At 68.7% G+C, this 13,999-nt stretch carries 11 protein-coding genes; all 11 read left to right on the plus strand.

From position 1 onward, the window contains the following. The first annotated feature begins 6 nt into the window (after positions 1–6). The 11 genes from DES44_RS08695 to DES44_RS08745 are packed head-to-tail and all read left to right on the plus strand — an operon-like array spanning position 7 to position 13,937. A complete protein-coding gene (locus DES44_RS08695) occupies positions 7–1,095 on the plus strand; it encodes an XrtA/PEP-CTERM system-associated ATPase (RefSeq protein ID WP_058934608.1) in 1,089 nt (362 codons plus the stop codon). A gap of 49 nt (positions 1,096–1,144) precedes the next feature. Next, positions 1,145–2,050: an XrtA system polysaccharide deacetylase gene (locus DES44_RS08700; protein ID WP_375137513.1), complete on the plus strand. Its 906-nt coding sequence runs from the start codon at positions 1,145–1,147 to the stop codon at positions 2,048–2,050. Then, on the plus strand, positions 2,047–3,081 hold the full coding sequence (locus tag DES44_RS08705) for a FemAB family XrtA/PEP-CTERM system-associated protein (RefSeq protein WP_058934609.1): 1,035 nt from the start codon (positions 2,047–2,049) through the stop codon (positions 3,079–3,081). Before DES44_RS08700 ends, DES44_RS08705 begins: the two co-directional genes overlap by 4 nt. Before the next feature lie 11 nt (positions 3,082–3,092). After that, entirely contained in the window at positions 3,093–4,322 is a 1,230-nt protein-coding gene (locus tag DES44_RS08710) for a TIGR03087 family PEP-CTERM/XrtA system glycosyltransferase (RefSeq protein WP_058934610.1), read from the plus strand. Beyond that, a complete protein-coding gene (gene xrtA / locus DES44_RS08715; protein WP_058934611.1) occupies positions 4,319–6,067 on the plus strand; it encodes an exosortase A in 1,749 nt (582 codons plus the stop codon). Before DES44_RS08710 ends, xrtA begins: the two co-directional genes overlap by 4 nt. Next, a complete protein-coding gene (locus DES44_RS08720; protein WP_058934612.1) occupies positions 6,064–7,278 on the plus strand; it encodes a TIGR03088 family PEP-CTERM/XrtA system glycosyltransferase in 1,215 nt (404 codons plus the stop codon). Before xrtA ends, DES44_RS08720 begins: the two co-directional genes overlap by 4 nt. Positions 7,279–7,291: 13 nt before the next feature. Then, positions 7,292–9,208: an XrtA/PEP-CTERM system amidotransferase gene (locus tag DES44_RS08725; RefSeq protein ID WP_058934613.1), complete on the plus strand. Its 1,917-nt coding sequence runs from the start codon at positions 7,292–7,294 to the stop codon at positions 9,206–9,208. Between the two features lie 27 nt (positions 9,209–9,235). Next, positions 9,236–10,432 carry a glycosyltransferase family 4 protein gene (locus tag DES44_RS08730; RefSeq protein WP_058934614.1) on the plus strand — a complete coding sequence of 399 codons (1,197 nt, stop codon included), beginning with the start codon at positions 9,236–9,238 and terminating at the stop codon, positions 10,430–10,432. 31 nt (positions 10,433–10,463) lie between these two features. Then, positions 10,464–11,666 carry a glycosyltransferase family 4 protein gene (locus DES44_RS08735; RefSeq protein WP_058937319.1) on the plus strand — a complete coding sequence of 401 codons (1,203 nt, stop codon included), beginning with the start codon at positions 10,464–10,466 and terminating at the stop codon, positions 11,664–11,666. After that, entirely contained in the window at positions 11,659–12,975 is a 1,317-nt protein-coding gene (locus DES44_RS08740; protein ID WP_058934615.1) for a putative O-glycosylation ligase, exosortase A system-associated, read from the plus strand. Before DES44_RS08735 ends, DES44_RS08740 begins: the two co-directional genes overlap by 8 nt. Then, positions 12,975–13,937 (plus strand): polysaccharide deacetylase family protein, encoded by a 963-nt coding sequence (locus DES44_RS08745; protein ID WP_083525484.1) that lies wholly within the window; start codon positions 12,975–12,977, stop codon positions 13,935–13,937. Before DES44_RS08740 ends, DES44_RS08745 begins: the two co-directional genes overlap by 1 nt. The last annotated feature ends 62 nt before the right edge of the window (positions 13,938–13,999 follow it).

Consider the following 13,999-nt stretch of genomic DNA (forward strand, 5'->3'; position numbering starts at 1 on the left):
ACCGCGATGTATGAGGCCTTCTACGGGCTGAGCAGCAAGCCGTTCCAGCTCAGTCCCGATCCGAGTTTTTATTTCGGCAGCAAGCAGCACCGCAAGGCCAAGGCCTATCTGGACTACGGGGTGCTGCGCAGCGACGGGTTCATCGTCATCACCGGCGAGATCGGCGCCGGCAAGACCACGCTGGTGCGCGGTCTGCTGGACAGCCTGAACCGCAGCAATGTCGTGATCGGCAACGTGGTCACCACGCAGCTCGATGCGGAAGACACGCTCCGGCTGGTCGGCGCGGCCTTTGGGGTGCGGGTCAAGGACCTGCCCAAGAGCGAGGTGCTGATGGCACTGGAGGCGTTCTTCGTCAGCGAAGCCAGCCGCGGCAAGCGCTGCCTGCTGATCGTGGACGAGGCGCAGAACCTGACCGCGCGGGCGGTGGAGGAACTGCGCATGCTGTCCAACTTCCAGTTTGGCAATCAGTCCCTGGTGCAGACCTTCCTGGTGGGGCAGCCGGAGTTCCGCGCCATCCTGCAGCGGCCGGAGATGGAGCAGTTCCGCCAGCGCATCGCGGCCAGTTGCCACATCGGTCCGCTGGACGAAGAGGACACCCAGCGCTACATCGAGCACCGCCTCAAGTGCGCCGGCGCCGATGGCAAGCCGACCTTCGAGCCCGCCGCCTTCGGCGCGCTGCACCGGGCCAGCCACGGCATTCCCCGCCGCATCAACACGCTGTGCGACCGGCTGCTGCTGCTGGGCTGCATGGCCGAGCGGGTGCATCTCACCGAAGCCGATGTCGACGAGGTGGTGGCGGATCTCTCCCGCGAGTCAGCCTTTGCACCGCCGCCGGTGGTGACCGTGGCGCTGAACGAAGACGGGGAGCCGGTGGATGCGGCCTCGCTGGGCCTGGGCCTGTCGCGCCTGCGCCTGCAGGCGCGTGAGGCCGGTGCCGACGTCGGCGCACTGGCGCAGGAACTGGCCGGCCTGGGCCTGGAGGGCCAGGACGCGCGGCTGCAGCGCATCGAGGACAGCCTCATGCGGCTGGAGCGCATCAACCAGCAGACCCTGGCGCTGCTGCAGAAGCTGGTGGGCGCGGTGAAGGCGCCGTGAGCGCCCGACACAGGCCCGGCACAGCCCCCATCAGGGAAGGACACACGACATGACGACTCCCGCCTCGGCAGAGCGCCCGGCCCGCAGCGCCATGAGCAGCTCCCGCATCCGCAATGCGATGAGCATCGACGTGGAGGACTACTTCCAGGTCAGCGCCTTTGCCCCCTACATCCAGCGAGGCGACTGGGACCGGCGCGAATGCCGGGTGCAGCGCAATGTCGGCCGCATCCTGGACCTGCTCGACGCGCGCGGCGTGAAGGCCACCTTCTTCACGCTGGGCTGGATTGCGCAGCGTTATCCGCAGCTGGTGCGGGACATCGTCGCCCGCGGCCACGAGCTGGCCAGCCACGGCTACGGTCATGAGCGGGCCAGCGACCTGACGCCGCAGGCCTTCCGGCAGGACATCCTCAGCGCCAAGCAGTTGCTGGAAGACCTGGGCGGCGTGGCGGTGAACGGCTACCGGGCCCCGAGTTTTTCCATCGGCGAATCCAACCTCTGGGCCTTTGATGTGGTGGCTGACTGCGGCTACCGCTACAGCTCCAGCGTCTATCCGATCGAGCATGACCACTACGGCATGCCCGACTCGCCGCGGTTTGCCTACGAGGTGCGGCCAGGCCTGATCGAGGTGCCGGTGACGACGCTGCGTTTTCGCGGGCGCAACTACCCGAGCAGCGGCGGCGGCTGGTTCCGCCTGCTGCCCTACGGCGTGACCCGCTGGATGATCGAGCGATTCAACCGCATCGAAGGCCGCAGCGCGGTGTTCTATTTCCATCCCTGGGAAATCGATCCGGAGCAGCCGCGCATCGAAGGCATCGACGCCAAGACGCGCTTCCGCCATTACGTGAACATCGGCCGGACCGAAGGCCGCATCGCCCAACTGCTGGCCGACTTCGAATGGGCCCGCATGGACGAGCTCTTCCTGCCCCCGGCAGCGGACCGGCGGGAGGCGGCATGATCGTCCGACGCCTGGCCCTGGGCGATGCGGAGACGGCGCGTCGCTGGGACGCGTTTGTGCAGGCCTGTCCCGAGGCCACCTTCTTCCACCTCAGCGCCTGGCAGCGCATCCTGCGGCGGCAGTTCGGCCATGAAGGCTACTTCCTCTATGCCGAGCGGGACGGCCGCATCGAAGGCGTGCTGCCGCTGGCCGAAAACAAGAGCCGGCTGTTTGGCCATGCGCTGGTGAGCCTGCCATTCGCGGTGTATGGCGGCGTGGCCGCCAGCACGCCCGACGCAGCGCAGGCGCTGGAAGCCGAGGCCCAGAAGACGGCGCGTGAACTCAAGGTGGAACACCTGGAGATGCGCAACCGCATCCGCCGTCATGAAGACTGGCCGCACCAGGACCTCTACGTCACCTTCCGCAAGGAGATCCTGCCCGACGAGGAGGCCAACATGCTGGCCATTCCGCGCAAGCAGCGGGCCATGGTGCGCAAGGGCATCAAGAACAACCTGCGGGCCGAGATCGACAGCACGGTCGATCGCTTCTTTGCGCTCTATGCCGACAACGTGCATCGCCACGGCACGCCCGCCATGCCGCGCCGCTACTTCCAGGCGCTGCTCGATGAATTCGGTGATGCGGCCGAGGTGCTGGTGGTCAGCAGCGAGCAGGGCGAGCCGCTCTCGGCAGTGCTGAGCTTCTACTTCCGCGATGAGGTGCTGCCGTACTATGCCGGCGACGCCGTGGCCGCCCGCGACCTGGCCGCCAACGACTTCAAGTACTGGGAGCTGATGCGCCGTGCCTGCGCCCGCGGGCTCAAGGTCTTCGACTACGGCCGCAGCAAGCAGGACACCGGCTCTTTCGCCTTCAAGAAGAACTGGGGCTTCGAGCCCACGCCGCTGCATTACGAGTACTGCCTCTACCGCCGCGAGGCCGTGCCGCAGAACAATCCCAGCAATGCCAAGTACCAGCTGATGATCAAGGCCTGGCGCCGCCTGCCCATCGGGGTGGCCAACTGGCTGGGGCCGCACATCGTGCGCAGCCTGGGCTGAGGGGAGCATCGATGGCCCGTATCCTGTACCTGGTGCACCGCCTGCCGTACCCGCCCAACAAGGGCGACAAGCTGCGCTCCTACCATCTGCTCAAGCATCTGGCCGCCAGCCATGAGGTGGTGCTGGGCAGCTTCATCGATGATGCCGAGGACTGGGCCCATGTGCCCGCGCTGCGCGAGTCCTGCGCGGACGTGTTCGTCGCCGGACTGAATCCATTGCTGTCGCGGGTGGCCAGCCTTCGCGGGCTGGTCAGCGGCGAGGCGCTGAGCCTGCCGTACTACCGGCACCGGGCCATGCGGGCCTGGATCGACGGCCTGGCCCGCGGCCCCCGCTTCGACGCCATCGTGGTGTTCTCCTCCACCATGGCCCAGTACGCCCTGCAGTTGCGCCAGGCCATGGGCGAGGTCCCGATGCTGGTGGACTTCGTCGATGTGGATTCGGCCAAGTGGACCGACTATGCCAAGGCCCATCGCTGGCCGATGTCCTGGCTGTACCGGCGCGAGGGCCGGGAGCTGCTGGCCTATGAGCGGCAGGTGGCCGAGCAGGCGCGTTGCTCCTTTTTCGTGACCGAGAGCGAGAAGGCGCTGTTCCAGCAGTTGTCGGCCAGCCGTGCGAAGGTGGAAGCGCTGTGCAATGGCGTGGACAGCGGCTACTTCTCGCCACTGCCGGCACAGGACAACCCGTTCGAGCCGGATGAGCTGCCCCTGGTCTTCACCGGCGCGATGGATTACTGGCCCAACGTGGATGCAGTGCAGTGGTTCGCCAGCGAAGTGCTGCCCGGCCTGCGCCAGCGCTGGCCGCGCCTGAAGTTCACCATCGTGGGCCGCAGCCCGACCCCGGCCGTGCAGGCCCTCGCGGGGGACGCGGTGCGGGTCACCGGCACCGTGCCGGATGTGCGGCCCTATTTGCAACATGCCGCCGCCGTGGTGGCGCCGCTGCGGCTGGCGCGCGGCGTGCAGAACAAGATCCTGGAAGCGATGGCGGTGGGGCGTCCGGTGGTGGCGGCCCGAAGCTGTGTCGAAGCGCTCAGCGCCAACGGCGTGCTGGCCGGCCAGGACCTGCTCTCGGCCGATTCGGCCGGGGACTACCTCGAGCTGCTGCATGCGCTGCTGGCCGCGCCGCAGCGGGCCCAGGCCATCGGACAGCAGGCGCGCGAGCGGGTGCTGCGCCAGTTCAGCTGGCATGCCCATCTCTCCCGCCTGGACCACTACCTGCCGGTGACGGCCAAGGCGGCCGCATGAGCGTGCTCACGCCGCAGATGCTCGGCCCGCTGAGCCTGCCGCTGGCCTGGCGCCGGCCGCTGGCCCTGCTGGTGCTGCTGATGCTGGCGGTGCTGCTGCTCTACCGCCAGACGGCGCTGGGCATGGTGAACATCTGGTGGCGGTCCGGCACCTTCACCCATGCCTTCCTGGTGCCGCCGATCGTGCTGTGGCTGGCCTGGCGCCGTCGGTCGGTGGTGGCAGGGTTGACGCCCCGGCCCGTGCCCTGGCTGGCGGCCCCACTGGCGTTGATGGGCGCGGTCTGGCTGCTGGCGGACTTCGCCGCCATCAATGCCGCCACGCAGTTCCTGCTGGTGGCCATGCTGGTGCTGCTGGTGCCGGCCGTGCTGGGCTGGACAGTCACCCGCGAGATGATCTTTCCGCTGGGCTTCCTCTTTTTCTGCGTGCCGGTGGGGGAGTTCCTGCTGCCGCAGCTGATGACCTGGACCGCCCACTTCACCGTCATCGCCTTGCGGCTGAGCGGCATCCCGGTCTACCAGGAAGGGCTGCAGTTCATCATTCCAAGCGGCCAATGGTCGGTGGTGGAGGCCTGCTCCGGCGTGCGCTACCTGATTGCGTCGCTGATGGTGGGTACGCTCTACGCTTACCTCAGCTACCAGACGCTGCGCCGGCGGCTGGCCTTCATCGCCTTTGCACTGGCGCTGCCGCTGGTGGCCAACTGGGCGCGGGCCTATCTGATCGTGATGATCGGGCATCTGTCCGGCAACACCCTGGCCGTGGGCGTGGACCACCTGATCTACGGCTGGGTCTTCTTCGGCGCGGTGATGCTGGCGATGTTCCTGATCGGCGGTCGGTGGGCCCAGCCGGAGCTGCCGTTGAAGCCGCTGAGCTCGGAGGACCTGGCCGATGATCGTGATCACGGCGGCCTCAACCGCGCATCCAATGGCGCATCCAACGGTCCATCCGGCGGCGCCTCCAACGTCACCCCCCGCGCTCCGACGCCGCGAGCAGTGAGCCCCGCGTCCACCTGGCCCACGGTGGCGCTGCTGGCCGCCGTCCTGGCCGTGCCCGCGGCCGCCAGCGCCTGGCTGCAGCAGGGCAGCGGCACGGTGGTCACGGGGCTGACGGCCCTGGCTCCCGCGCCCGGCTGGACCGTCGTCCAAGCCATCGCACCCGGCAGCACCCCGTCTGCCACCGATCTGGCCTGGGAGCCTGGATTCACAGGCGCCAACGCCCGTCTGCAGGAGCAGTTCCAGCAGGGCACGCAGCCGCCGGTCGGCCTGCACCTGCAGTATTTCCGGGACCAGGACTACGAGCGCAAGCTGGTCAGCTCCAGCAACCGCGTGGTGCCACCGGAGAGCAAGCAATGGGCGACGGTGGCGCAGGGGCAGACCTCGATGGAGCTGCCGTCCAGCGGCGGCACGGCGGTCCTGCCGCTGCTGACCACGCAGATCCGCGCGGCGGGCCTGGAAGCCAGCAGCTCGCAGCGCCTGCTGGCCTGGCATCTCTACTGGATCAACGGCCGGCTGGAGACCCGCGAGTGGCGCGCCCGCCTCTGGGGCGCCTGGCAACGCATGACGGGGCAGGGCGACGATGCCGCGCTGGTGCTGGTCTACACGCCGCAAGACGACGCCGCCCCCGAGCGGCTGCAGCAGTTCCTGCGGCAGCACTGGCCCGCCATCGATGCGGAGCTTCAGCATGTGCGTGCGCAGCGCACACCTGCCAGCGCTGCGGCCCCTTCGACCCCCAGCGGAGGCCGCCCATGACCGTCAGCCTGCCTCGCGCCGACGGCACCGATCGCCGCAGTGACCCGCGCCCGCTGGTGCTGCATGTCATGTACCGTTTCGACACCGGCGGGCTGGAAAATGGCGTGGTCAACCTGATCAACCACATGCCGGCCGACCGCTATCGCCACGCCATCCTCGCGCTGACCGAGGTGACGGACTTCCGCCACCGGATCCAGCGGGACGATGTGGAGTGCTTTGCCCTGAACAAGCCGCCGGGGCAGGGCTTCTGGCTGTATCCGCAGCTGTACCGGCTGTTCCGTGAGCTGCGTCCGGCGGTTGTGCACAGCCGCAATCTGGCCGCGCTGGAAGTGCAGTTGCCAGCGTGGCTGGCGCGGGTGCCGGTGCGCATCCATGGCGAGCATGGGCGCGACGTGGGCGACCTGGATGGCCGCAACCGCACCTACCAGCGGGTGCGCCGCTTCTACCGGCCGTTCGTGTCCCACTACATCGCCTTGTCGCGCGACCTGGGCGACTACCTGACCGGCCCCATCGGGGTGCCCGCGGACCGGGTCAGCCAGTTCGTCAACGGCGTGGACACCGAGCGCTTCAGCACCTACGCAGGCGGAGCCACGGAACGCCTGCCACAGCCCATTGCCGGCTGCCCGTTCGACCCGCGCTGCCACTGGATCGTCGGCACCGTGGGTCGCATGCAGGCGGTCAAGGACCAGCTGATGCTGACCCGCGCCTTTATCCTGACGGTGCATGCGGCGCCGGAACTGCGCGAGCGCCTGCGTCTGGTGATGGTGGGCGACGGGCCGCTGCGTGCGCAGTGCCAGGCCCTGCTGGACGAAGCGGGCATGACCGACCTTGCGTGGCTGCCAGGCGAGCGCAGCGACGTGCCCGCAGTGATGCGCGGCCTGCATGTGTTTGCCCTGCCGTCGCTGGCCGAAGGCATTTCCAACACCATCCTGGAGGCCATGGCCAGCGGGCTGCCGGTGGCAGCCACCGAGGTGGGCGGCAATGCCGACCTGGTGACGCCGCAGATCACCGGCCTGCTGGTGGCCGCCGGCGACCCGCAACCGATGGCCGGCGCGTTGCTGCGTCTGGTGCGCAACCCGGCGCAGGCCGCCGCCATGGGCGAGGCCGGGCGGCAGCGGGTGGAGCGGGACTTCAGCATGCGGGCCATGGTGGCCCGCTATCAGGGACTGTACGACCGCCTGCGCGGCCAGTCGCCGGCCTCCGGGCATTGACGGGAACAGCACCATGTGCGGAATCAGTGGCATCTTCGACACCCGGGGCCGGCGCGACTTCGACGCCGCCCTGATGCATCGCATCAACGACACCCTGCATCACCGCGGGCCGGATGAAGGGTCCATCCACCTGCAGCCGGGCCTGGGCTTCGGCCACCGGCGCCTGTCCATCATCGACATCGCCACCGGGCAGCAGCCGCTGTTCAATGCGCAGGGCACGGTGGGCATCGTCTTCAACGGCGAGATCTACAACTACCAGTCGCTGATGGCCGAGCTGCAGGCGCTGGGCTACGTGTTCCGCACCCGCAGCGACACCGAGGTCATCGTGCATGCCTGGTCCGCCTGGGGCGAGGACTGCGTGCTCAAGCTGCGCGGCATGTTCGCCTTCGCCTTGTGGGACCAGGCGAGGGATGTGCTGTTCCTGGCCCGCGACCGCATGGGCGTCAAGCCGATGTACTACGGCCTGCTGGACGATGGCGCGCTGGTCTTCGGCTCCGAGCTCAAGGCGCTGATGGCCCATCCGCAGCTGCGGCGCGACATCGAGCCGCAGGCGGTGGAAGAGTACTTCGCGCTCGGCTACGTGGCCGAGCCGCGCACCGTCTTCCGCCAGGCGCTGAAGCTGCCGCCGGGCCACACCCTGGTGGTGCGCCGCGGCGAGCCGCTGGGCCAGCCGCGACGCTACTGGGATGTGAGCTTCACCCTGGACGCCCGCATCGACGAGGTGCAGGCCCAGGAAGAGCTGCTGCGCCGCCTGCGTGAATCGGTGAAGCTGCGCATGATCGCCGAGGTGCCGCTGGGGGCCTTCCTCTCCGGCGGCGTCGATTCCAGCGCCGTCGTGGCCATGATGGCGGGTGAGAGCAGTGGTCCGGTCAAGACCTGCTCCATCGCCTTCGACGACCCGGCCTACAACGAATCCGAATTCGCCCGCCAGGTGGCCGAGCGCTATCACACCGACCATCACGTGGAGACGGTGCAGAGCGACGACTTCGACCTGATCGACACCCTGGCGCGTCTGTACGACGAGCCCTATGCCGACAGCTCCGCCATCCCCACCTACCGGGTCTGCCAGCTGGCCCGCAAGCATGTGACGGTGGCCCTGTCCGGGGACGGCGGCGACGAGAGCTTTGGCGGCTATCGCCGCTACCGTCTGCACATGATGGAAGAGCGCATGCGCGCCAGCCTGCCGCTGGGCCTGCGCCGGCCGCTGTTCGGCACCCTGGGGCGGCTGTACCCGAAAGCGGACTGGGCACCGCGCGTCTTCCGCGCCAAGACGACCTTCCAGGCGCTGGCCCGCAATTCGGTCGAGGCCTATTTCCACACCATGTCGGTGATCCGGGACAACGAACGCATGCCCCTGTACAGCGCCCGCTTCAAATCGGAGCTGGGCGGCTACAACGCCCGCGAGCTGTTCCTGCGGCATGCCGAGCGCGCCAATACCGATGATCCGCTGGCGATGATCCAGTACATCGACCTGCACACCTACCTGGTGGGCGACATCAACACCAAGGTGGACCGCGCCTCGATGGCGCATTCGCTGGAAGTGCGCGAGCCGCTGATGGACCATCCGCTGGTGGAATGGCTGGCCACGCTGCCGTCCCACCTGAAGCTGCGCGGCGGAGAGGGCAAATACCTCTTCAAGAAGTCGCTGGAGCCGCATCTGCCGCGGGATGTGCTTTACCGGCCCAAGATGGGCTTTGCCGTGCCGCTGGCCCGCTGGTTCCGCGGGCCGCTGCGCCAGCGGGTGCGCGGGTCGCTGCTGGGCGGGCCGCTGGCCGATTCGGGCTGGTTCGACCTCAAGGCCATCGGCCAGTTGGTGGAGCAGCATGAGAATGGCAGCCGGGACCACAGCACGCCGCTGTGGACGCTGCTGATGTATGACGCCTTCCTGCGCAACGTCATGGGCATGGCGCCGATGCGTCAGGCCGCCTGACCGTCCGCTTTGCGAGATACGCACCGCATGAAGATCCTCTATCACCACCGCACCGCGTCCAAGGACGGCCAGGCGGTCCATATCGAAGAGATGATCGGCTCGCTGCGTGCCCTGGGGCATGAGGTGCGGGTCGTGGCGCCTGGGGGGGAATCGCCGCCGCAGGAGAAGGCCCGCATGGGCGACGATGTCGGCTGGGTGCAGCGTCTGCGCGCCCGTCTGCCCAAGTGGGTCTACGAGCTGCTGGAGCTGGGCTATTCGCTGCTGGCCTATCGCCGCCTGGCCCGCGCTGCGCGGGAGTTCCGGCCGGACGCGATCTACGAACGCTACAACCTCTTCCTGCTGGCCGGTCTGCTGCTCAAGCGCAGGACCGGTCTGCCGCTGCTGCTGGAGGTGAATGCGCCACTGGCCGACGAGCGGGAGCGGTTTGGCGGGCTGGCGCTGCCGCGTCTGGCGCGCTGGGCGGAGCGCGTGGTCTGGCGCGGTGCGGACATGGTGCTGCCCGTCACCCGCGTGCTGGGCGACATGGTGGCCGCCCAGGGCGTGCCGCAAGAGCGGCTGATGGTGGTGCCCAACGGCATCAACCAGGAACACTTTGCCGAAGCCCCGTCTCCGCAGGCGGCCAAGGCGGCGCTGGGCTGGGCGGATGCGCTGGTGCTGGGCTTCACCGGCTTCGTGCGGGACTGGCACGGCATGGACCGGGTGATCCGCTGGATGGCCACGCCCGCGGCGCCGGCCAATGCACGGCTGCTGCTGGTGGGGGACGGCCCCGCGCGGGCGGACCTGGAAGCGCTGGCGCGTCAGCTGGACCTGGGCGAGCGCGTGCGCTTCACCGGGGTCATCTCGCGCGACGAGGTGCCGCGTCATGTGGCGGCCTTCGATGTCGCGCTGCAACCGGCGGTGGTGCCCTATGCATCGCCGCTGAAGCTGTTTGAATACCTGGCCCTGGCCAAGGCCATCGTGGCGCCGCGCCAGCCCAACATCGAAGAGGTGCTGGAAGACGGCCGCAATGCGCTGCTGTTCGACCCTGCTGAGCCTCAGGCGCTGGAGACCCTGCTGGCACGCCTGGCCAACGACCCGGGCCTGCGGCAACGCCTGGGGGAGGGCGCCGGGGCCACCATCGGTCGGCTGAACCTGACGTGGCTGGGCAATGCCGAGCGGGTGGTCGCGCTGGCGCGGTCGCTGCGTGAAGCCCCTGCCTCCACGCTGGGCGATGCCAAGGCATGACACCGAGCATGAACCATCGCGTGCTGCCATGCTGAAGATCCTCACCTTCTCCACGCTCTACCCCAGCCGCGAAATGCCCAGTCACGGCATCTTCGTCGAGACCCGGCTGCGTCACCTGGTCGCCTCCGGGCAGGTGCAGGCGCGGGTCGTGGCGCCGGTGCCGTGGTTTCCCTTCAAGGGCCCGCGCTTCGGCGAATACGGCCGCTTTGCCGCCACGCCGCACACCGAGCAGCGCCATGGCCTGTCGGTGACCCATCCGCGATTCGTGCGCCTGCCCAAGGTCGGCATGAGCAGTGCGCCCTACACGCTGGCCTGGACGGCCCTGCGCGCCGCCCGTGCGCTTCAGCGGGAGGGTTTTGACTTCGATCTGATCGATGCCCACTACTTCTATCCGGACGGCGTGGCCGCCGCCATGGTGGCCCGGGCGCTGGACAAGCCGCTGGTGATCACCGCCCGCGGCACCGACATCAACCTGATCCCGGCCTATACCTTTCCGCGCAAGCTGATCCTGCAGGCGGCCCGTCAGGCCGATGCGGCGATCACCGTCTGCGCGGCGCTCAAGGACGAGCTGGTGCTGCTGGGCGCGGACGCGGACAAGATCCAGGTGCTGCGCAACGGCGTGGACCTCACGCTGTTCCATCCCGGCGACCGCGACGCCTGCCGCCGCCGGCTGGGTCTGGCGCCGGGGCGTTTCACGCTGGCGTCGGTGGGGCACCTGATCGAGCGCAAGGGCCATGAGCTGGTGATCGGCGCGCTCAAGGACCTGACGGACGTGGACCTGCTGATCGCGGGCAGCGGCCCTGAGGAGGCCGCCCTGCGACGCCTGGCGGCCGACCTGGGCGTGGCCGACCGCGTGCGCTTCCTCGGCGCCTTGCCCCAGGCCGGCCTGCGAGAGGTGTATGCCGGCGTGGATGCGCTGGTGCTGGCATCCAGCCGCGAAGGCTGGGCCAATGTGCTGCTGGAGGCGATGGCCTGCGGCACGCCGGTGGCCGCGTCCAATGTGTGGGGCACGCCGGAAGTGGTGTCCGGTCCGGAAGCCGGCGAGCTGATGCCGGAACGCACGGCCGCCGGCGTGGCCGCTGCGGTGCGGCAGCTGCGCGCGGTGCCGCGAGACCGGGCCGTCGTGCGGCGGTATGCCGAGCAGTTCTCCTGGGACACGACCACCCAGGGCCAGATCGACCTGTTCCAGCGGATCCTCGCCGCTCGGGGTTTGCCGGAGTTCCGACATGCGTGACCTGATCATGCTGGCCCTGTTCTCGCTGCTCATCTGGAAGACGATGAAGGAGCCGATCTGGGGCGTGCTGGGCTGGGTGTGGATGGGGGTGATGAACCCGCACCGGCTGGCGTATGGCTGGGCGCACGATGCGCCGTGGTCCATGGTGATTGCGCTGGCGCTGTTCCTGAGCCTGATCGTCCACCGGGACAAGCTCACCCGCTTTCCGGTCAACGGGGTGACGGTGTTGCTGCTGATCTGGATCTTGTGGATCGGGGTGTCGCCGCTGATCCACTCCTTTTATCCGGAGCGCGAGTTCGCGCCGTGGTCCCGGGCCTTCAAGGTGGTGCTGATGGTGCTGGTGTCGATGCTGGTGGTGCAGCGCCGGCGCGACCTGGACTGGCTGGCGCTGGTGCTGGTGATTTCCATCGGCTACTACGGGCTCAAGGGCGGGCTGTTCACCATCATGACCGGTGGCGCGGCGCGGGTGTGGGGGCCGGAGGGCTCGTTCATCGAGGACAACAACTCGCTGGCCCTGGCCACCATCATGACGGTGCCGCTGATCCGCTACCTGCAGCTGCAGGCCACGAAGCGCTGGCAGCGCCACCTGGCGGTGGTGGCGATGCTGCTGTGCATGGCCTCGGCGGTGGGGTCGCAGTCGCGCGGGGCCTTCCTGGCGATCCTGGCCATGTCCTTCTTCATGTGGCTCAAGAGCCGCAACAAGCTGCCGCTGGCGCTGGTGGTGCTGGTGGCGCTGCCGCTGATCTTCGTCTTCATGCCGGACAGCTGGACCGACCGCATGGAGACGATCAAGACCTATGACCAGGACGGCTCGGCCATGGGCCGCATCAATGCCTGGCAGACCGCGTGGCGGCTGGCAGTCGACCTGTTCCCGCTGGGCGGGGGCTTCACGGTGCCGGGGCCAGCGGCCTTCGCCAAATATGCGCCGGACCCGACCATCCCGCTGACGGCGCACAGCATCTACTTCCAGGCGCTGGGCGAGCACGGGTTCATGGGGCTGTTCCTGTTCCTGGGCATCTTCTTCCTCACCTGGCGGCGGGCCACGAAGTTGATCCGCGCCACGAAGAACGTGCCGGAGCTGCAATGGGCGCGAGACCTGGCGGCCATGTGTCAGGTGGGTTTGATCGGCTATGCGACCGGCGGCGCCTTCCTGAGCCTGGTCTACTTCGACATGCCCTACTACCTGGTGCTGATGGTGGTGGCGCTGGATCGCATCGTGGCGCGGGAGATGGAGGCGCGCAGCAAGGCGGCAGTGGCCGCTGGCGCGCGGCCGGTGAATGTGCATTCGCCGTATTGGGGAGGCACCTGATGCTGGCCTCGCTGAGTCTGCTGGGCTGGCCGGGCGGCGCGCCGGCGCTGAGCATCCTGATCTACCACCGGGTGCTGCCGCAGCCCGATCCCTTGCGACCGGGGGAGATCGACGCGGCGCTGTTTGAGGCGCAGACGCGTTTCCTCTCGAGGCATTTCAGCCTGATGACGGTGTCGGACGCCGCAGCCGCGTTGAAGGAAGGGCGCCTGCCGCGACGAGCAGCCTGCATCACCTTCGACGACGGGTATGCCGACAACCTGACGGTGGCCCATCCCATCCTGGCGCGTCACCACGCGAAAGCCACGCTGTTCGTGGCCACCGGCTATCTCAATGGCGGACGCATGTTCAGCGACACGGTGATCGAGTTCGTGCGCAAGGCGCAGGGACCGGTGCTGGACCTCTCGGCCGTCGGCATGGGCAGCCATGCGATTGCCACGGTGGAGGAACGGCTCAGAGCGATCACCGCCTTGCAGGTCCAGTTGAAGTATCTGGCGCCTGCAGAGCGCGACGCCCAGGTGGAGCGCATGCTGGCGGCGCATCCGGTGGGAGCGCTGCCCGGCGACCTGATGCTCACCGATCTGCAACTGCGGCAGTGGGCCGATGTGGGCCACGAGGTGGGGGGCCACACGGTGGACCACACGGTGCTGACGACGCTGAGCCCGGAGGCCGCGCGCCATCAGGTGCAGACCGGCCGCGAGCATCTGGAGCGCCTGACCGGGGGACCGGTGCGCAGCTTTGCGTATCCCAACGGCCGGCCGGAGCGGGACTATGACGCCAGCCATGCGGCGCTGCTGCGGGAGCTGGGTTTCGAAGCGGCGGTGTCGACTGCCGCTGGTGTGGCCCGGCCGGGCGCCGATCTGTTCCAGCTGCCGCGTTACACGCCGTGGGGCCGCTCCATCACGATGTTTGCGGCGAGGATGATGCGCAATGCGCGCATGGGTGGGCCGGCGGCGGTGGTTTGATCAGCGCGGAGCAATGACCGGGGGCACGACGCCCGCCGCACGCATACGGGCGATCTCCTTGT

It is taken from the genome of Roseateles depolymerans, from assembly GCF_003387155.1.
In the GTDB taxonomy this organism is placed as follows: Bacteria; Pseudomonadota; Gammaproteobacteria; order Burkholderiales; family Burkholderiaceae_C; genus Roseateles; species Roseateles depolymerans.